Raw genomic sequence first — 23,226 nt, forward strand, 5'->3', positions numbered from 1 at the left:
CAAGGGGACATTTCTACTTTGCAGGAAAAGGGACATTTCTACTTAGCGTTGACAGCGTATTGCAGAAATTTGTCAATTCATCGAAAATCGACAAGCATTGCGTTGATTTTCCGCCAATTTGCCGCGATTCACGGTGATATCGGGTCGCGCTGCCACACAAGCGCAAACCGCAAAGCGCGGCGCGCGAACACAACGGGATTCACCCACTTGAGATTATGCAGTACTGCAGGGCTTCAAGAGTGACGCTCAGGCGGTGCCGCCGACTGTCACGCCATCGATCCGCAAGGTCGGCTGACCGACGCCGACCGGCACGCTCTGCCCTTCCTTGCCGCAGACGCCGACACCGGGATCGAGCCGCATGTCGTTGCCGATCATCGAGACCCGGTTCAGCACGTCGGGGCCATTGCCGATCAGGGTCGCGCCCTTGACCGGATAGCTGATCTTGCCGTCTTCGATCATGTAGGCCTCGCTGGCCGAGAACACGAATTTGCCATTCGTGATGTCGACCTGGCCGCCGCCGAAATTGACCGCGTACAACCCGTTCTTGACCGAGGCCAGGATCTCCCCCGGATCCTCTTTGCCGTCCAGCATGTAGGTATTGGTCATGCGCGGCATCGGCAGGTGCGCGAACGATTCGCGCCGGGCGTTGCCGGTGACCGGCATCTTCATTAGCCGTGCGTTGAGGGTGTCCTGCAGATAGCCTTTCAGAATGCCGTCCTCGATCAGCGTGGTGCACTGGCTCGGATTGCCTTCGTCGTCGATATTGAGCGAACCGCGGCGATCGGCGATGGTGCCGTCATCGACCACCGTCACGCCCTTGGCCGCCACCCGTTCGCCGATGCGACCGGCGAAGGTGCTGGAACCCTTGCGATTGAAATCGCCTTCCAGTCCGTGCCCGATCGCCTCGTGCAGCAGGATGCCGGGCCAACCCGGCGCCAGCACCACCGTCATCGGGCCGGCCGGTGCCGGCCGCGCCTCCAGATTGACCAGCGCGCCATTGACCGCATCGGTCGCGTATTTTTCCATGATCGCGTCAGTGAAATAGGCATAGCTGTAACGCCCGCCGCCACCGCTGGAACCCATTTCACGGCGTCCATTCTGCTCGGCGATCACAGTCACCGACAGCCGCACCAGGGGCCGGATGTCGGCTGCGATCACGCCGTCGCTGCGGGCCACCAGCACCACGTCGTATTCGGCGGCCAGGCCGGCCATGACCTGCACCACGCGCGGGTCTTTGGCACGCGCCATCTTTTCGACGCGCTCCAGCAATTTGACCTTGGCGGTGGCGTCGAGCGAGGCCAGCGGATCATTCGGCAGGTAGAGCGAGCGGCCGCCCACCTGCTGCATCGACGATGACACTTTCATCTTGCCCGCGCCTTGGCGTGCGATGGTGCGGGTGGCCGCGGCGGCCTCCAGTAGCGCACGTTCGGAGATTTCATCGGAATAGGAAAATGCCGTCTTGTCGCCCGACACCGCGCGCACGCCGACGCCTTGATCGATCGAAAAACTGCCGGTCTTGACGATCCCCTCTTCCAGACCCCAGCCTTCGCTCTTGGTGAACTGGAAATACATATCGGCATAATCGACGCGATGCGTAAACATCGCGCCGAGCGATTTGATCAGCTTGCTTTCATCCAGGCCGAACGGGGTAAGCAACACGTCGCGGGCAATCGCCAGCGTACTGAGATTCGGTTCAAATGGTTTCATGATGTGATTGGTTCGCGCCTCAGGGTCCAAGGTCGCCTATTTGTTTGGTGGATTATGGTGTGAATTACTGCGTCGATAGGGGATTGTAGAGCATTGGGACCGCGTCCGTGGCACCATAGCCGGTCGCCTCCCGCCGGCCGCGCGACGGCTGACCAAAACTTGCCGCCGGCGCCCCGCAAAAATCGCATTATGGGGGAGTATAGGCCGAAAACATGCATTAGCCGCTAGTAGAATAATGGTATCAAAAAATACTGCCGCCAGTATTTTTTGAGCGTCGATGACGGCTGTTGGCGGCGTCCAACCATCAGATTACAGCTTGCGATGCTGCAATGCTGGCAAACTCGCGCGCACATCGGCGATCTTGTGCGGGTCCAGTTCGCCGACCACCGCTCCCTCGCCTTCCGCCAGCATCGCCCTGACCTCGCCCCACGGATCGATCAGCATGCTGTGGCCCCAGGTGCGACGCCCGTTCTGATGCTTGCCGCCCTGCGCTGCCGCCAACACGTAGCACTGGTTCTCGATCGCGCGCGCGCGCAGCAGGATTTCCCAGTGTGCCTGCCCGGTCGTATAGGTAAAGGCTGCCGGCACCACGATCATCGCGCACTGGCCGAGCGCGCGATACAGTTCGGGAAAGCGCAGGTCGTAGCAAACCGATAGACCAACCCGGCCAAACGGCGCATCAAAGGCGACGACCTCGCTGCCACGCACAATCGTGCGCGCCTCGTCGTACGATTCCTCGCCCTTGGTGAAGCCGAACAGATGAATCTTGTCGTAGCGGCCGACGCGCTCGCCGCTGGGGTTGTAGACCAGCGTCGTATTGAGCACCTTGTCCGGTTCCGGCGCAACCAGCGGCAGCGTGCCGCCGATCAGCCAGATGCGGTGCTGTTGGGCGATACCGGCCATGAAATCCTGGATCGGCCCGCTGCCGAGCGCCTCCGCGTGCCCCACCTTGTCGGACTCGCTGTGACCCATGATGGCCCAGTATTCCGGCAGCAAGATCAGTTGCGCGCCCTGTGCCACCGCGTCGGCGATCAGCCTGCGGGCGCTGTCGATATTATCGGCCACCGACGGTGTCGACAGCATCTGGATCGCGGCCACCTTGAACCTGGCTTGGTCCGCATCGGTACGTTTATTTGGATTCATCTCAATTCACCTTTTTGATGTTGTCCGGGGCCCCGGAAGCGGCTCCATGGGTATTACCGGTCTTGCCGGCGAGCTTGGTGACGGTCGGATCTTTCCATGCGCCGGTAATCTGATATTCAAAAGTAAATGCCCGCATCAGCGGATCGCGCAAGAATAGTTGCGCCAGAAACGAGCCGAGCCCGATCACCGGGTTAATCGCCAGCGCATAGGCAACCGAGGCCGCGCCGACATTGATTTCCGGGATCACGACCACGTGCAGGTTCTGCGTTTCCTTCGCAATATCGGCGCTGCCATCCATCAGCACGGTGGCATTGATGCTGCGCATTTTCAGGTTGTCGGTCTTGACCAGGCCGTGCGCAATGTCGGCGCTGGCGGTCACCCCGTCGAACGCGAAACCTTCCGAAAACACGTCGCGAAAATCCAGTGTCAGGCGGCGCGGCAGTGATTGCAGGCTGAGCACGCCCAGCAGTTTGGCCGCGCCCGGATCGACCTTCAGGAATTGCCCGGCTGCCATGTCGAGCTGCATCTTGCCCGACAGCGTAGGAATATCGATCGAGAATGGCAAGCCGTTCCAGTTCAGCTCGCCATTCATCTTGCCCTGGCCACCGCGCAGGACACCGGCGAAGCCGAATCGATCGAGCAGCTTGCCGGCATCTGCCACCTCCAGCGTATATGCCAGGCTGGTGCTGCTGCTGTCGCCCTCCTTGCTGAGCCATTTGCCGGTACCCTTGAGCGCCGCATCGGAATTGGTCAGCGACAGCATGTTGATGCGCCATTCACGCCCTTCTGTCGCGCGCACATTATTGGCAAGCAATTCCAGCCGGCCCATTTTCTTGCCGAACAGTTCGAAGTTGTCCGCCACCACATCGAGCGCCGGAATCTGGGTCGCCGAGGATTTTCCTTCCAGTAAATCACCGACGCCGGATGCCGCCGATTTCGGAATGATCAGGGACGCCAGACGCGCTGTCACCTTGCCCAATCCCTGACCGGCGCGCCCTTCATTCCAGGTCAGGTAACCGGACGCCTGGCGCGAATCGATATTCGCCTGCCACACCCCTTTCTGATGCGACGCGCCGACCACCACATTGTCGAGCGCCTTGTCCATCAGCACCAGCTCGCTGGCGCGGGCCGCCATCGAATCCGGTTCCACGTATTGAGCGATATTGAGACTGCCGGCGTTCGCCAGCGTGGCGGGACTGACAGCACCGACATTCGCCACGACCACCCGCTTGGCACTGGCGTCTTCAGCATCGGCTTTCTCCTGGTCCGACGTATTGCCTGCGCTTGCGATCGCGGTCGCGACACTGCGCCACGCATCGAGATTGAGCGATTTCAGCTCGACGTTGGCGACCAGTCCGCTGTCCGGTTCAGGCGCCGGCACATTGACGCCAATGCCGCCGCGCACCACTCGCCAGGCGGTATTTTTTTCAACCGGTTTCTGTCGCAGATAATGGACCGCGATGGCCGATCCCAGCGAGATCCTGATTTCGTCGCGGACGCTCTGCGCATCGGCTGGCGCCAGCCCGCTCAGCTGAAATTTCAGCGGCATGCTGTCATTGGCGGCCTTGCGCAGCGGCGCCGGAAAATCCAGCGCGAGGCCTTGCAGGCTCGACTCCACCAGAATCTCGGGCTGATTATTCCTGACGTTGATGGTCGCCGCAAACGGCGTGCTGCCTCGCAAATGATCGGCCAGCTTTTGGATCGCCGGTACCGGGTAGGCCTTGCGCAACCCGTCGGCCGAGGCGCTGCCGCTGGCCTTGATGACGATCGCGCCGTCGGGCTGGCTGCCGCCGCTGACGGTGGCGGCGCCACCCAGGAAATTGGCGACGATGCCATTCAGGCTCACGCCTTTTTCATGGAATTCCAGCTTGCCGTTAGTCGCCACCAGCGGCGGCATCCCGCGCTGCAGGATCACGTCGTTATTGGCGAACTGCAATATGCCCTGCACCTTGGCGTCGTGCATATGCGCCAGCGGCAATTGCAGCTTCAGCGCCAGCTTTGCATTGCCGCTGCCCTTGCTCTCTTCGGTGAAATTGCTGATCCAGCCCGCCACCGGACTGACATTGGTATACCGCAAGAAATCCTGCAGCGCGCCGGCCGCACTGCCGTCGATCTCCAGCTGGCTATCGTTCGCCAGCAGATCGGGAATCACGGCGGTCACGTTCGACAGGGCGACGCCGCCGGTTTTGGCGCTGTCGGCCTTGACCTCGAGCCGGGTGCGATCGATCAGCAACGTGCCGTTGATCTGCTCGGCCTGGGGCCATAGCGGCGATTTGTCGTCCTTCGCGAAACTACCGGGCGTGTAATTCAGTTTGCCGTTGTTGATCTTGGCAATGACGCGAAATTCACCACTCGGCTTGTCGGTCGGCGCCTTGGTGTGAAACGGAAAATCGGCTAAATCACCCTTCAGCCGCAGCGCCACATCATCGGACTTGCCGTCTTCCAGCGCCCCGATCAGCCAGTGCTGCAGATGCTCCGGCGTCTGCAGCGGCAAATAGCGCTCGATTTTCTTCACGTCAAAACCGGAAAAATGTCCGGTCAAATCGACCTGGCTCAGCGATTTACCTTGCCGCGGCTTGAGCGGCACCAGATGCTTGCCGGACAGGCTACCGTGCAATCCGTCCTGCACGAAATCCATCCGGTCGATCTGGAACAATACCTGATCCTGTCCCTGAAATACCCAGTTTGCCTGCATGTTCAGGCTATCGAACGGCATTGCAGGTTCGGCGAAATAGCCCGGCATTTGCAGCACCAGCTTGGCGGACGCCAGGCTGAACTGACCGCCGCGATCGTTGGCATCGACCCGTCCGGTCAGATTATCGAAACCAGGAATCGCCGGCACCGCTGCCAGCGCCGGCGTGGAGGCGATTTTTGGCTGCGCCACGCGGGCTGGTTGCGCTGCCAGCGACAGGCCGCTGAACTGGCCCTTGACGTTGTAGGACACGATGTTCGGATAGCTGCCTTGCCATTGCGCCGAAAAATCCCGCAACTGGCCACGCGGCGCAAAATCGGCCAATAGCTGGCGCTGGGCCGCCGCCAGCGGCAGGTGTCCGGCAAAATTGGCTAACGTTTGCAGCTCCAGCACGCGCGCCCTGATCTCGGTTTTTTCCGGCACGCCCTTCTTGGCTGGCACAAAGCTGGTGTTGATGGTGGTGGTCGGCAGCACCAATCCGTCTTCGGTCTGCAAGGAAAAATCGGTCAATGCCAGCGCATAGCCGTGGGCACCGAAGGTTGGCATGCCACCGACCGCGTTCCGGTCGAATTTTTCCTGCGCCGAAATGCGACCGCCCACTTGGGCCAGATTCAACAGCGGCAAGTCCTTGCGCAGCCGCGCCGACACATTCGACAGCTTCAGGTCGGCGGTAAAATCGGCGACCTTGGACTGATCCAGATTGAGCCAGGCGCGCACCGATCCTTTGCCTTGCGGCACCTCGATCGGATAATCAACGTAGCGCTTCCAGACACTCAGGTCGGTCGCGCCGAGATCGAGATACAACTGCCCCTTCCACAAGCGGACATCGGAAATCCTGCGCGCAAACGCCGGATGAACGAAATTGGCGCGCACGTCGAGCGGTGCCGACAGGTCCGCCGGCGGTATCGCCTTCAGGCCGAACTGATGCCGCCGCCAGCGGTTGTGCAGCGCCAGGTTGACGCCCTCGAGCGCCAGTTCCGGCGCGTCACGTTTGGCGTCGGTCCAGCGCACGCGCCCTTCGCGGATCACTATTTCTCGCTGCGACAGCACCCAGTCAAAGCCCTTGCCGTCGCCGCCCTTGTTGGGATCGACGAACATGCCGGCCACGTACAGCTTGCCGTCGGCCTCGCGCCGGATATCGAGGTCGGGACGGATGATTTCGAGCGAATTAAAGCGCACATCGGCGGCGAACAGCGACCACCATGACAAGGTGGCTGACACGCTCGGCAACGTCAGCGCCTGGCGCCCGTCCTTGTCGCGCAGCACTACATCGCCCAGAAACAGGTTCGGCCGGATCCCGTGCCAGGACGCATAGATGCGGGCGATCGATACCGGCTGGCCGACGGCCTTGCTGGCGATCTGTTCGATATTGCCCTTGTAGCTGTCAATATTGGGCAGCACAAGATATCGCAGCGACAGGAATACGCCGCAAAACACGAAGTAGGCGACGATCAGCGACTTGAATACGAAGCCCAGCACGTGGTGACTCAGCAGATTCGCATAGCGATAGCCGTCGCGCAGCGTATGCCAGCCGATGACGAGGCGGCGGCTGGCGGACGCGGGTTGATGCGGTTCTGTGGTCATCTCTCGGGAGTGGGGTCGGACACGACGTAAAATAAAATTGCTGGGATAAAATCGATCTGGACTAACCGAGTACGGCATCGTCTTCCGACTACGCTTCAGACATATACTCATGCAATCAATGCTAAATACCGCAAATAATCACAGGCAAAGAAGTACATACTCCATAATCTGTGCATCAACGGATCGTACTTCAGCGTTTCATTGCACACGATCTGCGCCCGCCAACGTCCTTACTGCAAGCATCCAACTTAAATGATTCGATCCCTTTTGAGCAGTATTGTTGCTTCCCGATTCCAGGCCCGCTGGCTCAATGCCGATCCGGCGCGGGCCGATCAGCTGGCGACGCTTGCTGGATTATCCCTGAGCACGGTCGATTTTGCTGTTCTTTTACAAAAAGAAATAGATGCCGGCCTGCCCCAACCGCTACCGCTACAGCGCGCGATGCGTCGGCTGCGCAACCTGCTGGTGGCGAGCCTGATTGAACGTGATCTGGCCGGCCGCGCCGATCTGGCTGAAGTGGTCGATACGATGACCGGTTTCGCCGATTTTGCGATCCGCACCCATCTGGACGCCTTGCACGCCGAAATGACGGCCGCCCACGGCACGCCGATCGGCGAGGAATCCGGTCAGCCGCAACAGCTGATCGTGCTCGGCATGGGCAAACTCGGTGGCGGCGAACTGAACGTGTCGTCCGATATCGACCTGATCTTCGTGTATCCCGAAGACGGCGAGACCCGCACCGACAATCCGGAACAGCGACAATTGTCGAACCACGAATTCTTCGTGCGCCTGGGCAAGAAATTCATCGCGGCACTCTCGGAAATCACCGAAGACGGCTTCACCTTCCGCGTCGACATGGCGCTGCGGCCGAACGGCGCGTCGGGTCCGCTGGTGGCCAGCCTGAACATGGTGGAGGAGTACCTGATCGTGCAGGGGCGCGAATGGGAACGCTATGCCTGGTGCAAGGCACGCCCGGTCACCGGCAACCCGGCCGACATCGTCTTGCTGGAAGCGATCGTGCGGCCCTTCGTGTATCGCCGCTATCTCGATTTCGGTGCGATCGACGCAATCCGCAACATGCACGCGCAGATTCGCGCCGAGGTGGGACGCCAGGAACGGCTGCATCCGGATCGCAGCAACAACGTCAAACTCGGGCGCGGCGGCATCCGCGAGATCGAATTCCTGGCCCAGGTGTTCCAGTTGATCCGTGGCGGACGCGATGCCAGTCTGCGCGATCGCTCCACGCGCGCCATCCTGCGCGTCTTGGCCGACAAGCAATTGCTGGATGTCGATGTGGTGCAGCAGTTGCTCGGTTCATACACCTTTCTACGCAATCTGGAACACCGCCTGCAATACCTTGAAGATGCACAAACGCATGCATTGCCGGTCAGCGACAGCGACCGCCTGACCGTCGCGCAGATGATGGGCTTGGCCGATGTTGCGTCGCTGCTGACGGCGCTGGAAGCGCACCGGACCTTCGTTGCGGCACAATTCGATGCGATTTTCAGCGACAAGACTGCCGATGGCAGCTGCGGCAGAGGCGACGACCGGCGCCACGGCAACGAACGCGACAGCGATCGCGCCATCGATACGCATCACCACGACCAGGTGTCCGGCACCGACCAGCGCGAGGCGATCGAGGCCCGGCTAGGCGCGCTCGGATTCGACGAACCGCATGCCGCCGCGCAGCGCTTGCTGGCGACCTTGCAATCGCCACGACTGCAATCGTTGCCGGAGGCCAGCCGCAACCGCCTGGTTGCGCTGATCAATGCGGCGCTGCCGCAGATTGCCGGCAGCAGCAAGACCGGCCCGACGACACTGGCGCGCCTGTTGGATTTTCTGGAAGCGATCGCGCGCCGCTCGGCCTATCTGTCGCTGTTGACCGAATATCCGCATACGCTGGGGCGTGTCATTCGGATGATCAGTGCCAGCGGCTGGGCCGCAAAATACCTGACCAACCATCCGATCCTGCTAGATGAATTGCTGGATCACCGCACGCTGCAAGCGACGCCGGATTGGCCGGCCTTTGCGTGCGAGCTGCAGCAGCATCTGGACGCCGCCGCCGGCGACACCGAACGCCAGCTCGACATCTTGCGCGAAATGCATCACGCACAGCTATTCCGGCTGCTGGCGCAGGATCTGGAAGGCGGCTTGACGGTCGAGCGGCTGGCCGATTACCTGTCGGCGCTGGCCGACACCATGGTCGCCGCCACCGTGCAAGCGGCATGGCGGGCGATTCCGAATCACCACCGCGAGATTCCGCAATTTGCGGTAATTGCCTACGGCAAGCTGGGCGGCAAGGAACTCGGCTATGCGTCCGATCTCGACGTGATCTTTTTGTTCGATGATGATGATCCCGAAGCGCCGTTCCTGTATGCCAAGCTGGCGCAGCGCTTCATCACCTGGATGACCAGCCACACCTCGGCCGGCATCCTGTTCGACATCGACACGGCGCTGCGGCCGGACGGCGCCAGCGGCATGCTGGTGTCAAGCGTGACCGCATTCGAGCGTTACCAGACCACATCAGCCTGGGTCTGGGAACACCAGGCGCTGACCCGTGCCCGCTTCTGCAGCGGCGACGCCAGCATCGGCGCGCGTTTCGAACAGATCCGCGACACCGTGCTGCGCACGCCGCGCGACCCTGCCGAATTGAAACGGGACGTGCTGGCGATGCGCCGCAAGATGCGCGATGCCCACCCGAATCGCAGCACCCTGTTCGACCTGAAGCAGGATAGCGGCGGCATGATCGATATCGAATTCATCGTGCAGCTGCTGGTGCTGCAGCACGCGCCGCAGTATCCGGCACTGACCGCGAACATCGGCAATATTGCCCTGCTCAAGCTGTGCGGGGAACTGAGCCTGATCGATGCGGCACTGGCGGCCGAAGTGGCGGATGCGTATCGGGTATTTCGCAAACTGCAGCATCAGACGCGGCTGCAGGGAGCCGATCAGGCGCGGGTGGAGCTGGACCAGATTGGGCCGGAAGTCGCGGCGGTCGAGCGGCTGTGGGGTGCGATTTTTGGCGAGTAGCGCAGCGCATGGAGCACGGCGCGGCACTCGGACTGTTTGGCCCGTTGATCGATCCATCGGTTCGCCCCGTCGGAGGCCAGGCGGTTGCGATGGCCTGCCGCAGCGCGCATGGCGCTCAAAGAGGCGATCCAATGCGCGCCCTGCGCGATGTTTGCTCCCATGCCGTGCGCCGACCCGGTCGAATGATTCCCGACTACAGGAAGTAAACCACGCGCCCGGCCTGCGCCATTCAGGATGCTGTAGCGTTGATCGGTCGTACCGCCAGCAATTCATTGAACACCAACGCCGACAGCACCACGGCGCCACCGAGCAGCGCTTCGCGCGCCGGGACCTCGCCGGCACCGAGCCAGGCCCAGATTGGACCGAGCAACACCTCGAGCAAGGCCAGCAGCGAAATCTCGGGTGCCGATAGCGACTTCGACGCATGCACCATCAACATGCACGGAAACCCGAGCTGAAAGAAACCGAGTATCGCCAAAATCAGGACGTCGTGCAGCGAGGCGCGCATGGGCCACGCCAACGGCAGCATCAGCAGCGCCGAGAACACACCACCCAGCAGCACCGCCGGGATCAGGTCCACGCCGTGGCCAGCCTTTTTCAGCGTGATCACGTTGACCGACGCCGCCAGCGGCACACCAAATGCGATCGCCATGCCGGCCAGTTGCGCGCCGCCCGCTTGCGACATGCTGCCGGCAAACATCCAGACCATCCCGCCAAACGCAACCGCGATCGCGAGCCAGGTCCGCAGCGCGATCTGCTGGCGCAGGAACAGCCACGCAAACAACGCGGTCAGCAGCGGCGACACACTCATCACGATCAAGGTATTGGCCACCGTCGTCATCGTCAGCGCAATCATGAAACAGCAAAACATCACGGCCCACATCGCGCCCGACACCACGCCAAGGGCACCGCCGGAGCGCACCGCGGCCAGCGCGCGCGCACGTTTCTGCCACAGCAGCGCGGCAGCGACGAACAAGGCGGCAAAGCAGCTACGCCAGAACGTGACTTCAAATCCGCGCGCCGCATCAAGATGGCGCGTCAGCACGCCGGCAATACTCCATAGCGTAGCGGCGCAGACCATCAGGAACAAGGCATTGCGGTGCGAAGGTTTGGTAGGCATCTGTGGTGTCTGTCGATGAGAGGGGATGAGACGAAGGAGACGAATATGCGGCAACCACGCCGCAGACTGCAGGGTGTAGCTCGCAACAAAAAACCCGTTCTACTCAAGCCACTCACGGTGGCAGAGCAAAACGGGTTGTCTGGTGTCCCGCAATCTGAATAGTTCTAGGTCAGTCTGCGAAACGAAACGAAACGACGAGCGGCAATTATGCTGCTTCGCGCCCTGCCTTTTTACGCTCATGCTCTTTCAGGTAGCGCTTGCGCAGGCGAATGCTTTTCGGGGTGATTTCAACCAGTTCGTCGTCGTCGATGAACTCAACCGCATACTCGAGCGACATCTGGATCGGCGGCACCAGGCGCACTGCTTCGTCGGTACCGGACGACCGCACGTTGGTCAACTGCTTGCCCTTGATCGGATTGACGACCAGATCGTTGTCACGCGAGTGGATGCCGATGATCATGCCTTCGTACACCGGGTCGTTGTGGCTGACAAACATGCGGCCGCGATCCTGCAACTTCCAGATCGCATATGCCACCGCTGCGCCGTCGTCCTGTGAAATCAGCACGCCGTTGCGACGGCCGGCCATCTCGCCTCTGGTGTTATCAACCGCCGCGTATTCATCAAAAATGTGGCTCATCAAGCCGGTACCGCGAGTCAGCGTCATGAACTCGCCCTGGAAACCGATCAGGCCACGCGCCGGGATGCGGTATTCAAGACGCACACGGCCTTTGCCGTCCGGTTGCATGTCTTGCAGGTCGCCACGACGGCGGCCGAGTTCTTCCATGACCGCGCCCTGATTGACCTCTTCGACGTCGATCGACAGCATTTCAAAAGGCTCGTGGCGCACGCCGTCGACCATCTTGAACACGACGCGCGGACGCGATACCGCCAGCTCGTAACCTTCGCGGCGCATGTTTTCGATCAGGATAGTCAAATGTAATTCGCCGCGTCCGGATACTTCGAACGTGGTGTCGTCACCGGTATCGGTTACGCGCAGCGCAACGTTGGCTTTCAGTTCGCGGTCCAGACGGTCACGGATCTGACGGCTGGTGACAAACTTGCCTTCGCGCCCGGCCAATGGTGAATTGTTGACCATGAAGTTCATGTTCAGGGTCGGTTCGTCTACCTTCAGCATCGGCAACGCATCCGGCGTATCGACCGCACAGACGGTGGTACCAATGCCCAACTCGTCAATACCGTTGATCAGCACGATGTCGCCAGCGACCGCCTCGTCAACCAGTACGCGCTCCAGGCCCTTGAAATTGAGAACCTGGTTGATACGCGCCCGGCGTGGCGTGCTGTCTGGGCCGTCCATGATGATAACGTCTTGCAATGCCTTGACGCGACCGCGGGTGATGCGTCCGATGCCGATCTTGCCGACATAGGAGTTGTAATCCAGCGAGGAAATCTGCAGCTGCAGCGGGCCGTCCGGATCATCCTCACGCACCGGCACGTGTTGCAGCACCGCATCGAACAGCGGCGTCATGTCGCCGCCGCGTGCTTCAGGATCGAGGCTGGCGTAACCGTTCAACGCCGATGCATATACCACCGGGAAGTCGAGCTGCTCGTCAGTCGCGCCCAATTTGTCGAACAATTCAAAAGTCTGGTTGACCACCCACTCGGTACGCGCGCTCGGGCGGTCGACCTTGTTGACCACCACGATCGGCTTCAGTCCGAGAGCCAGCGCCTTGCGCGTCACGAAACGCGTCTGCGGCATCGGACCATCCACCGCATCGACCAGCAGCAACACGCTGTCTACCATCGACAGGACGCGCTCGACTTCACCGCCGAAATCCGCGTGGCCCGGGGTGTCGACGATATTGATGTGGGTGCCGTTGTATTCGACCGCGCAGTTCTTCGCCAGAATCGTGATTCCGCGTTCCTTCTCCAGGTCGTTGGAGTCCATTACGCGGGAGTCGACCTGCTGGTTTTCACGGAAAGTACCGGATTGACGCAGCAATTGATCAACCAGCGTGGTTTTGCCGTGATCAACGTGGGCGATGATGGCGATGTTGCGAATGGCGCGTTTTGTCGTGGACATGATTGTGCTTTTGCTTTGGGGTGATTCGGATAACCTGCGATTGTAGCATGATGCGATGCGAGAATCGGGCGGTCATGGAAAAACTCCTATTATTTCAAGGAGTTGCTACCAGCGTATGACAGCCCCATGTCAAATGGCTATCAGGAACAACAGTGTGTTGACGGTAGAGGCGCCACCATCTCTCTGATCCGTGGGGTTGGTCGGGTACCGCGCAATGCAGTTAGCCCGTTAGCTGGCAGCCGTCGCAATCAGCCGTTCCGGAGCCAGGATGCCGTATTCCTGCAAATGGGCGGAGCCTAGCAATTGACCATCCGACTCACGGTATACCCTGAAACGACCGAGGGTTTCTGGAAGGACAAGCTGTTCTTTGCCCAGCGCCAGACGCTGGCCATGCAGGAAACGTCTTGCCAGGTCATCATTCAAACTGATTGCCGGAAAGCTCGACAATAAAGCGTCGACCGGCGCCAACAAAGCCTGGCGCTGCTGCTCCGACAAGCCCTCCAGTGCTTCCATTGTGATCGATCTTGACAGGACCAGGTGTCCTACCTGGGTCCGCCGCAGCGCCTGCAAATGCGCGCCGCAACCCAGCGCCTCGCCTATTTCTTCACCGAGTACGCGGATATATGTGCCTTTGCTACAACTGACGCGCAGACGCAAATACGGAGCGTGATAATCAACAAACTCCAGCAGGTGGATCGTGACCGGTCGTGCTTCGCGCTCCAGCGTGATGCCGGCCCGCGCATATTCATACAAAGGCTTGCCATCACGCTTCAAGGCCGAATACATCGGCGGCACTTGCTGGATATCGCCGCGAAAGCGCGGCAGCACAGCCTCAATCTGCTCGCGCGTGACAGCCACCGCACGGGTGGCGATGATCGCGCCCTCGGTATCGCCAGTGGCCGTGGTCAGGCCCAGATGCAGCACCGTTTCGTAGGTCTTGTCGGCATCCAGCAAATCCTGCGAAAACTTGGTCGCCTCGCCGAAACACAAGGGCAGCAATCCGGTAGCGAAAGGATCGAGCGTGCCGGTATGCCCGGCTTTTTTGGCGCACAGCAAGCGCTTGGCGCGGATCAGCGCATCATTGCTGGAAAGCCCGACGGGCTTATCCAATAGCAATACGCCATCGATCGCGAGGCGCGGTTTTTTGTGGGGAATTTGCGCCATGGTGAATGCTTCGCGACCGTCGGCGCCAACCGGACCCGCTACAGCCGCAGTCGGCCGGAATGGGTCGGATCGCGCCGCTGATGAACGGTCGTTATTGCTCGTCAGAATCCTTGGCGCGCACCGAATTAGCCTGATCGATCAGCGCCGACAACTGCATGCCGCGCGCGGTCGAGTTATCGTGCACAAAGTGCAATTGGGGCAGTGTGTGGATCGTCAAGCGCCGGCCCAGTTGTCCGCGGATATAACCGGACGCCTTATCCAGTCCTTCCACCGTCTGCTTGATCGCGTCCTTGTCGTCGTTCAACATCGTGAAAAACACCTTGGCGTGCGCGTAGTCGGGCGTGACCTGCACTTCGGTGATCGTGATCATGCCGACCCGTGGGTCTTTCAACTCATACGCGATGATTTCGGCCAGATCGCGCTGGATCTGGTCGGCGACGCGCAGGCCGCGTCCGGGGATGGTTTTACTGTGTTTTGCCATAATTTTCACGTCGGTAGCAATTGCAATGGCGCTGTCGTTCCGGTTTTTGCCGGAACGACAAGCCTATGCTAACCGCCTTACAAGGTACGTGCGATTTCCTGTACCTCGAATACTTCCAGCTGATCGCCTTCCTTGACATCGTTGAAGTTTCTCAACGTCAGGCCGCATTCGAAGCCAACCTTGACTTCCTTCACGTCGTCCTTGAAGCGCTTGAGCGAATCGATTTCACCGGTCCAGACCACCACATGGTCGCGCAGCAAACGCACCGACGACCCGCGTTTCACCACGCCATCCAGCACGAAGCAACCGGCAATTGCACCAACCTTGCTGACCAGGATGACCTGGCGGATTTCGACCAGACCGAGCGCGTGTTCGCGTTTTTCCGGTGACAGCATGCCCGACATCGCCGCCTTGACCTCGTCGATCGCGTCGTAAATGATGTTGTAGTAGCGGATGTCGACGCCATTCGCCTCGGCCAGTTTGCGCGCCTGCGCATCGGCACGGGCATTGAAGCCGATGATGACCGCTTTCGATGCGACTGCCAGGTTGACGTCCGATTCGGTGATGCCACCGACACCGGCGTGCACCACTTGCACCCGCACTTCGCTGGTCGACAACTTGTTCATTGACTGCACCAGTGCTTCTTGCGAACCCTGAACGTCGGTCTTGATGATCATCGGCAGGTTCTTGACCTCGCCTTCGGCCATCTGTTCGAACATGTTTTCCAGTTTCGCAGCCTGCTGTCTGGCCAGTTTCACGTCGCGGAATTTGCCTTGACGGAACAGACCGATTTCGCGCGCCTTGCGTTCGTCTGCCATCACCATCACTTCTTCGCCGGCGATCGGTACTTCGGTCAAACCCTGGATCTCGACCGGGATCGACGGACCAGCTTCGGTAATGCTCTTGCCGTTCTCGTCCAGCATCGCGCGGACCCGGCCATAGGAGGAGCCCGCCAGCACCACGTCGCCGCGTTTCAGCGTACCCGATTGCACCAGGATGGTCGCGACCGGGCCGCGGCCCTTGTCGAGGCGCGCCTCGACCACCAGACCACGGGCCGGTGCTTCGGTTGGGGCATGCAGTTCCAGCACTTCGGCCTGCAGCAGCACGTTCTCCAGCAGCGCGTCGATGCCTTCGCCGGTCTTGGCCGATACCGGCACGAACGGTGATTCGCCGCCGTATTCTTCCGGCACCACCTGTTCGGCGATCAGTTCCTGCTTGACGCGGTCCAGATTGGCGCCCGGCTTGTCGATCTTGTTGATCGCCACCACCAGTGGCACGCCGGCAGCTTTCGCATGCGCAATCGCTTCCTTGGTCTGCGGCATGACGCCGTCGTCGGCTGCCACCACCAGAATCACGATGTCGGTTGCCTTGGCACCGCGTGCACGCATCGCGGTAAACGCTTCGTGACCCGGCGTATCTAGGAAGGTGATCGTGCCGCGCGGCGTTTCGACGTGATAGGCGCCGATATGCTGGGTAATGCCGCCAGCCTCGCCAGATGCCACCTTGGCGCGACGGATGTAGTCGAGCAGCGAGGTCTTGCCGTGGTCGACGTGACCCATCACGGTCACCACAGGAGCACGCGGCGACATCACGAAATCGGTCTGCTCGGTACCTTCGGCCAGAAGCGCCTCGGGATCGTCAAGCTTGGCGGCAAATGCCTTGTGCCCCATCTCTTCGACCAGGATCATTGCAGTTTCCTGATCCAATACCTGGTTGATGGTGCACATCTGGCCCAGCTTCATCAATTGCTTGATGACTTCCGATGCCTTGACCGACATCTTGTGTGCCAGTTCAGCGACCGTAATCGTTTCCGGCACATGGACATCCTTGACCACGGCTTCGGTTGGCGCCTGGAAATTGGATTCGCGGTCGTCGTGATGCGAGTTGCGACGGCCTTTCGGGCCGCTGCGCCAGCCATCGCGACCACCGCCGGTATTGCCACGCGGCTTGATGCCGCCAGGTGCGCCACGTTTCTTGGCGTCGTCTTGCCAGGTGGACGAAACATTGGCCGATTTGATCGATTTCTTGTCTGCCACCGCTGGTTTTTTGTCGTCTTTTTTCTCGCCGGGCTTCTTGTCGGTCGGCTTGTGCAGCGTACCTTCAGCAGCCTTGGCAACGGGCGCTGGCGCTGGCTCGGGCGCTTTAATAGCACGACGCGGCGCATTCATCATCGCCTTGATCTGCGCCACTTCATCGGCCACCGCCTTGCGAGCGCGTTCGGTCGCTGCCGCTTTGTCGGCCGCTTCCTTGGCGCTTTGTGCCACTTTCTTTTTCACTTCTTCCGCGGCAGCGCGTTTTTTCTCGTCGTCCGCCGCCTCGACCGCTGGTGCTGGCGCAGATGCAGCGGCAGCAGCCTTCTTGGATTCGTTTTCAGCCTCTTTTTTGGCTTCGGTCTCGGCTTTTTGCGCCGCTTTCGCTTGCGCTTCCTTTTCCGCCTCGAGTTGTGCCAGATGCTCCTGCTTCTCGCGCAGATCCGCTTCCTGACGTGCGATCAGTTCGGACTGGCGGCGAGCTTCTTCTTCGCGGCGCGCGCGTTCGGCTTCGTCGATGACGGGCGCGGCAGGTGTGGCGACCACTGGCTCCGGCGTCGGCTCGTCGCGCTTGACGAAGGTGCGCTTCTTGCGTACTTCGACCTGGATGGTGCGCGATTTACCGGTGGCATCGGCCTGCTTGATCTCGGTGGTTTCCTTGCGGGTCAGTGTGATCTTTTTCTTTTCGCCGTCGGATACTGTACCGTGGGAGCGGCGCAGATGATCAAGAAGCTTGTTCTTATCTTCATTTGACAGTGCGTCGGACGCCGAGCTTTTCTCAACGCCTGCGGAACGCAGCTGTGTCAAAAGCAAATCCGCTGGCATTTTAAGCTCGGTGGCAAATTGGGCTACATTGTTACTCGCCATTCAGTCCTCTTTTCTATGTGCTCGGGATGTTAATGAAGCCATTCGTCTCAACTGGCGTCGGCCAGACTCCATGCCTTCGCTTGCAGCGATTTGGCATGGTCGTCGTACTTGGCGTCAATCAGCTTCATCTCATCGTCCGTCACATCCTTAAATTCGTCTTTAATCAACTGCCGCGCGCGATCTGACGGCAACGCCAGGATCGAACCAAACTCGTCGTAGGCAAGACCGGTAAAGGCCTCGATCGTCTTGATACCGGCCAGGCCCAGCTTGCCGGCGGTAACGCGATCCATGCCTTCAAGATTGACCAGTGCCTCTTCCATGCCTTCCAAGCCCTCTTCCGATGCGATCGCCTCGGTCACCAGAGCATCTCGGGCACGATTGCGCAGTTCGCTGACGGTGTCCTCGTCAAATGCATCGATCTCGAGCATCTCGTTGATCGGCACATAGGCGATTTCTTCCAAGCTCGAGAATCCTTCATCAACCAGGATGTCGGCAACTTCCTGATCGACATCGAGCTTCGCCATAAACAGCGCGCGAACTGCTGCGGTTTCTACTGCGCTCTTGTCGGCCGATTCCTCCGCCGTCATGATGTTGATTTTCCAGCCGGTCAGTTCGGATGCCAGGCGTACGTTCTGGCCACTGCGGCCGATCGCGATCGCCAGGTTTTCCTCATCGACCACCACATCCATCGCGTGCTTTTCCTCGTCGACCATGATCGACGACACATTGGCCGGCGCCAGTGCACCAATCACGAACTGCGCCGGATCCTCGGACCACAGCACGATATCGACGCGCTCGCCACCCAGCTCGCCGGTCACTGCCTGCACGCGCGATCCGCGCATGCCGACGCAGGTGCCGATCGGATCGATCCGCTTGTCGCTGGTGTAGACCGCGATCTTGGCGCGAACACCGGCGTCGCGTGCTGCCGATTTGATCTCCAGCAGGCCTTGCTCGATTTCCGGCACTTCCAATTCGAACAGCTTCATGATGAATTCCGGCGCGGTGCGCGACAGAACCACTTGTGGGCCGCGCACATTGCGATCGATACGCAGGATGTAGGCACGGACGCGATCACCGATCCGCAGGTTTTCTTTCGGAATGGTCTGATCGCGCGGCAACCGCGCCTCGATCTTGCCGGACTCAACGATCGCATCACCACGCTCCATGCGCTTGATGGTGCCGGTCACCAGCGAATCGCCGCGCTCCAGGAAGTCGACCAAAATCTGTTCGCGTTCAGCATCGCGAATGCGTTGCAGCACAACCTGCTTGGTGTCCTGCGCAAAACGACGGCCAAAATCGACCGACTCGATCGGCTCTTCAATGTGGTCGTCGATTTCGATATCGGAGATCTGCTCCTTCGCCTCGAAATACAGGACTTCCTGATCCGGCAATTGCAAGCCGGCTTCGTCAGGTACCACATGCCAGCGCCGGAACGATTCGAACTCACCGGTTTCGCGATCGATCGAGACGCGGATGTCGACATCGCCCTCGAAACGCTTCTTAGTCGCCTGCGCCAGCGCATGCTCGAGCGCGCCGAAGACGATATCCTTATCAACGTTTTTTTCACGCGCTAGCGCATCGACCAATAACAAAACTTCGCGACTCATGCTTTGCGGCTCCTAAAATCCACTTGCGGCACCAAACGTGCCTTATCCACATCGGCGAGCGTAAAATCAAGCATCGCCGGACCATCCTTACCTTCAAATTCCAATTTCAATTGCTCGCCTTCCGGTGCATGCAAAATACCCTGGAAGTTCTTGCGATTTGGTGTGCCGGGCATCGGCATGCGCAGCTTGACGATCGCTTCATGTCCGGCAAAACGCAGGTAATCGGAGATTTTTTTCAGCGGCCGATCCATGCCCGGCGATGAAACTTCCAGCCGTTCGTAATTGACATCTTCGACCGTCAATACATGCGACAGCTGACGACTGACCTTTTCGCAATCCTCGATCGCGATATTGCCTTTGTCAGCATCTTCAGGACCGAAATCTATATACACGCGAAACAGCCCGCGCTCAGCACGTTCGAAATCGACCAGCTCGTAACCTAGTCCGACGACCGTTTTTTCTATCAATTCCAACAACTGCAAGGTGTTTCTCCGAATAGAGGCAAGCGCGCCATTACACTGCCGACCATGCAAAATCGCAGTTGCAAAAACTGTTCAACCATAAAAAAATGGGCATCCGCCCATCTTTTTATAATGAAGTTACCGCAGTGCTCATCGCAACATGCGTCGCAAAAATATAACGGAACAACTTTTATTAACCTGTAGATTATAAACGATAATCCATCGTATCGCAATGCAAAACGCTAGGCCAACCCAGCATCCGGGGCATGATTTATTTGGCAAACGGCAATAATTGCCGAATTGCCATTTTCACACTTGGACGGTCGCTAACGTGCACCGCCCGAAGCACTTCATCCTCGTGGACGTCGGCGCGGCATTGCCGGGCCTTGATTCGGCCCGCGTGCCTGGCCTTGATTAGTGCCACGTCCCTGGCCAGAACCACGGCGTGGCTGCCCCATATTGGCAAAGCCGAACGTCGTCTGCAGAGGATCTGGTTGCCGGCTGCGCTGTTGCCCTTGCCCTTGCCCTTGCCCCTGCCCTTGCCCCTGCCCTTGCCCCTGCCCCGACTGCCCGCCCGGTCCGCGTCCACGGCCCGGATTTTGCGACTGCCCCTGATCTCTGCCATAACCGCTAATGCCGCGCGGCTCACCGGGCATGGCACGGCCCTGGCCTTGATGATCGGGACGCCCCTGGCCCCGATGATCTCCCCGGCCCTTGAGCGGCTGGTCCTGCGCCGCGATCTTGTCCAGTCCGCTGACTTTCAGCAAATCCCGCACCGCGTTCTCTTCCAGTTCTTCCCACCGACCGCGCTTCAGGCCTTGCGGCAAGGTCATCGCACCGTAACGCGTGCGGATCAAACGTGACACGGTCAGGCCGATCGCTTCGAACATGCGGCGCACCTCGCGGTTGCGGCCTTCGCCGATCGTGACGCGGTACCATTTGTTGACGCCTTCGCCGCCGCCGTCGGCGATTTTGGCAAATTGCGCCACGCCGTCATCGAGCTCAACGCCGGCCAGCAATTTTTGCCGCATCCCCTGCTCCAGCTCGCCCAGCGTACGGACCGCATATTCGCGCTCGATGCCGTAACGAGGATGCATCAGTCGGTTGGCCAGATCGCCCGAAGTGGTGAACAACAACAGGCCCTCGGTATTGAAATCGAGTCGCCCGACCGCCAGCCATTTGCCGGCCTTCATCGTCGGCAAGCGATCGAATACCGATGGGCGACCATCCGGGTCGTCATGACTGACAATTTCTCCGGCCGGCTTGTGATAGATCAACACTCGCGGCGGACGCTTGCTGACCTTACGGTGAATCAGCTTGCCGTTGATGCGGACCTGGTCCGCCGGCAGGATGCGTTGGCCGATATGGGCCGGCTCGCCATTGACCGAAACCCGCCCCGCAACAATCAGCTCTTCCATGTCGCGACGCGAACCAAGGCCTGCTTCAGCCAGTACCTTATGCAATTTCGGCGCGTCGTCGTCGGCCGTCAGGTCGCGCCGACCGCCTTTCTGGCCGGCACGGCCGTTTCGTTGTCCTTGCGCGCCGCTGTCCGCACTGTCCGCGATCGCGTCATAGGCATCGGAGGTGACGAACGAAAATACATCTTCGGCATTGCCGGCTCTGGCTGGCGGAGCCTTGCCTTTGCCGCGCCCGTTGCTGTGCTGCGGGTTGGGCGAGCTCGCGGGCTGGTTACCATGCTTGTTGTGTGCTCGATCGGGCTTTCGCGGTCCCCTCGGATGCTGGGCTTTGCGTTCACCTCGCTCCGGGCGCGGCTCGCTGCCGCCGGCAACCACGTTCTGCTCCGCGGCGCCCGGAATATTCTGCGCTGGCGCCGCCTCGGCCTGTTGGCTCGACTGGTTTTCGGGCGCGGCCGATTCGCCTGAGCGCGGTGCTGCGCGGGGGCCTCTGGGTGCACGTGGACCGCGCGCGCCGCGCTTGGCCGGCTTGTCCTCTGAGGTAGCCTCAACCGGCGCCGCCTCGGCCTGTTGCGTCGACTGGTTTTCGATCGCGGCCGACTCGCCCGCGCGCGGTGCTGCGCGGGGACCGCGCACGCCGCGCTTGGCCGGCTTGTCCTCGGTGGTGGCCTCAACCGGCGGCACATTGTCAACGGACGGAGTGGCCGAAGCGACCGTCTTACGCGGACGTCCGCGTGGTTTTTTTGGTTCAGCCGAGGTCAGATCGACCGGCGCATCTTTGATGTCATTGGGATTCATTGTTCGTTTCTAGGTTGTGCTGAACGGGCGCAGCGACAACCGATAGTTCTGGCGCAGCGTCGTTGGGTTGAGCCTCAGCTGGTACAGCCTCGGCATGCGGGTCCGGTTCGGTCCCGGCGTCTTCGGTTACTTGATCACTCTCTATTGCTAACACCGTCTCGGCAAATTCGGCTGCCGAGGCAGTCACGTTACTCACGGTATTATCGCCGGCGAAATCCATCGCCGACTGGTCCAGGTTGGCTTGCAGTCCCGCTTCCAGCGCCTGCATTTCCATCAGCATGCCGCCCTGCACGTCTCCTTTGCTGATCTGCTGCAACGGCGGCAGCTGGTCGAGCGAGGTCAGACCCAGGTCGTCCAGAAACTGTTTGGTAGTGGCAAACAATGCCGGTCGGCCCAGTACGTCGCGATGTCCGATCGCGTCGATCCAGCCGCGGTCTTCGAGCATCTTGATGGTTTGCGAATTGACCGTGACACCACGGATTTCCTCGATATCGCCGCGCGTCACCGGCTGGCGATAGGCGACAATTGCCAGCGTCTCGAGCGTTGCACGGGAATATTTCGGCGGTTTCTCGGGATTCAGCCGATCCAGATACAGCTTCATCTCGGGCCGACTCTGAAAGCGCCAACCGGTCGACAAGCTCACCACTTCGATCCCTTTGCCAGCCCAGTCACCGCGCAAGTCTTCCAGCATCAGCTTGATGGTATCGGCGCCGACCATGTCTTCGCCATCACCTTCTTCGACAAAGAGCTTCTTCATCGCGTTGATCGACAGCGGCTCATGGGCGCAAAGCAGTGCAGTTTCGAGGACTTTTTTTGCCTCAGCAGTATTCATGTGCGAAATAGTCGGCTTGTGTTCTGAGTTGTTGTGCAACGAATGACATCATGAATGTCTATCGTCTGGAGTACTCGTTGATGCCGCATTCCGTCGCCACGGGGAAGTATAAATGGGCGGGAATGACAAGATTAGATCGGGGCAGAATCGGGTCTGCCGCCGCGGCTTGCCGGGTTGACTACACCGATGCACGCCGCCGGGTTTAAAGAATTAGGAGTATTCGCTTATCCATCCAGCCATCTGCAGCCATTAGG

At 60.2% G+C, this 23,226-nt stretch carries 14 protein-coding genes; 2 read left to right on the top strand and 12 right to left on the bottom strand.

Features of this window, described 5'->3' with window-relative positions; all coding sequences use genetic code 11:
- Nucleotides 1-243 (top strand): hypothetical protein (locus ACFOFO_RS02940; RefSeq protein WP_390330815.1); only part of this gene is annotated, 243 nt, incomplete at its 5' end.
- 3 nt (nt 244-246) lie between these two features.
- Here the strand turns inward: ACFOFO_RS02940 and tldD are convergent.
- The 3 genes from tldD to ACFOFO_RS02955 all read right to left on the bottom strand — a co-directional run bounded on the left by tldD (nt 247) and on the right by ACFOFO_RS02955 (nt 7,126).
- A complete protein-coding gene (gene tldD, locus ACFOFO_RS02945; RefSeq protein WP_390326110.1) occupies nt 247-1,707 on the bottom strand; it encodes a metalloprotease TldD in 1,461 nt (486 codons plus the stop codon).
- Between the two features lie 309 nt (nt 1,708-2,016).
- The gene (locus tag ACFOFO_RS02950) at nt 2,017-2,850 is read right to left on the bottom strand and encodes a carbon-nitrogen hydrolase family protein (RefSeq protein WP_390326112.1); all 834 of its coding nucleotides are present in this window, start codon (nt 2,848-2,850) and stop codon (nt 2,017-2,019) included.
- Between the two features lies 1 nt (nt 2,851).
- Nucleotides 2,852-7,126 carry a YhdP family protein gene (locus ACFOFO_RS02955; RefSeq protein WP_390330817.1) on the bottom strand — a complete coding sequence of 1,425 codons (4,275 nt, stop codon included), beginning with the start codon at nt 7,124-7,126 and terminating at the stop codon, nt 2,852-2,854.
- Between the two features lie 252 nt (nt 7,127-7,378).
- Between ACFOFO_RS02955 and glnE the strand changes: the two genes are divergently transcribed.
- Nucleotides 7,379-10,156, top strand: a complete 2,778-nt coding sequence (gene glnE, locus ACFOFO_RS02960; protein ID WP_390326118.1) for a bifunctional [glutamate--ammonia ligase]-adenylyl-L-tyrosine phosphorylase/[glutamate--ammonia-ligase] adenylyltransferase — start codon at nt 7,379-7,381, stop codon at nt 10,154-10,156.
- A gap of 229 nt (nt 10,157-10,385) precedes the next feature.
- Here glnE and ACFOFO_RS02965 read toward each other — a convergent pair whose 3' ends face one another.
- The 9 genes from ACFOFO_RS02965 to scpB form a co-directional block, all read right to left on the bottom strand.
- A complete protein-coding gene (locus tag ACFOFO_RS02965; RefSeq protein WP_390326119.1) occupies nt 10,386-11,276 on the bottom strand; it encodes a DMT family transporter in 891 nt (296 codons plus the stop codon).
- Nucleotides 11,277-11,481: 205 nt separating this feature from the next.
- Complete coding sequence (gene typA / locus ACFOFO_RS02970) at nt 11,482-13,317, bottom strand: translational GTPase TypA (RefSeq protein WP_390326120.1); 1,836 nt, start codon at nt 13,315-13,317, stop codon at nt 11,482-11,484.
- A 228-nt stretch (nt 13,318-13,545) separates the two neighbouring features.
- A complete protein-coding gene (truB, locus tag ACFOFO_RS02975; protein ID WP_390326122.1) occupies nt 13,546-14,481 on the bottom strand; it encodes a tRNA pseudouridine(55) synthase TruB in 936 nt (311 codons plus the stop codon).
- A 91-nt stretch (nt 14,482-14,572) separates the two neighbouring features.
- A complete protein-coding gene (gene rbfA, locus ACFOFO_RS02980; RefSeq protein WP_390330818.1) occupies nt 14,573-14,962 on the bottom strand; it encodes a 30S ribosome-binding factor RbfA in 390 nt (129 codons plus the stop codon).
- A 77-nt stretch (nt 14,963-15,039) separates the two neighbouring features.
- Entirely contained in the window at nt 15,040-17,859 is a 2,820-nt protein-coding gene (infB, locus tag ACFOFO_RS02985; RefSeq protein ID WP_390330820.1) for a translation initiation factor IF-2, read from the bottom strand.
- A 47-nt stretch (nt 17,860-17,906) separates the two neighbouring features.
- Complete coding sequence (gene nusA, locus ACFOFO_RS02990) at nt 17,907-19,466, bottom strand: transcription termination factor NusA (protein WP_390326125.1); 1,560 nt, start codon at nt 19,464-19,466, stop codon at nt 17,907-17,909.
- Nucleotides 19,463-19,948 carry a ribosome maturation factor RimP gene (gene rimP, locus ACFOFO_RS02995; protein ID WP_390326126.1) on the bottom strand — a complete coding sequence of 162 codons (486 nt, stop codon included), beginning with the start codon at nt 19,946-19,948 and terminating at the stop codon, nt 19,463-19,465. Before rimP ends, nusA begins: the two co-directional genes overlap by 4 nt.
- Nucleotides 19,949-20,277: 329 nt before the next feature.
- Nucleotides 20,278-22,140, bottom strand: coding sequence for a 23S rRNA pseudouridine(2605) synthase RluB (rluB, locus tag ACFOFO_RS03000; RefSeq protein ID WP_390330822.1), 1,863 nt, complete (start codon nt 22,138-22,140; stop codon nt 20,278-20,280).
- Nucleotides 22,127-22,972: an SMC-Scp complex subunit ScpB gene (scpB, locus tag ACFOFO_RS03005; RefSeq protein WP_390326131.1), complete on the bottom strand. Its 846-nt coding sequence runs from the start codon at nt 22,970-22,972 to the stop codon at nt 22,127-22,129. The genes rluB and scpB overlap by 14 nt, the downstream gene beginning before the upstream one ends.
- Nucleotides 22,973-23,226: the final 254 nt, after the last annotated feature.

The sequence above is a fragment of the Pseudundibacterium arcticum genome (genome assembly GCF_042646465.1).
Taxonomy (GTDB): Bacteria; Pseudomonadota; Gammaproteobacteria; order Burkholderiales; family Burkholderiaceae_D; genus Undibacterium_A; species Undibacterium_A arcticum.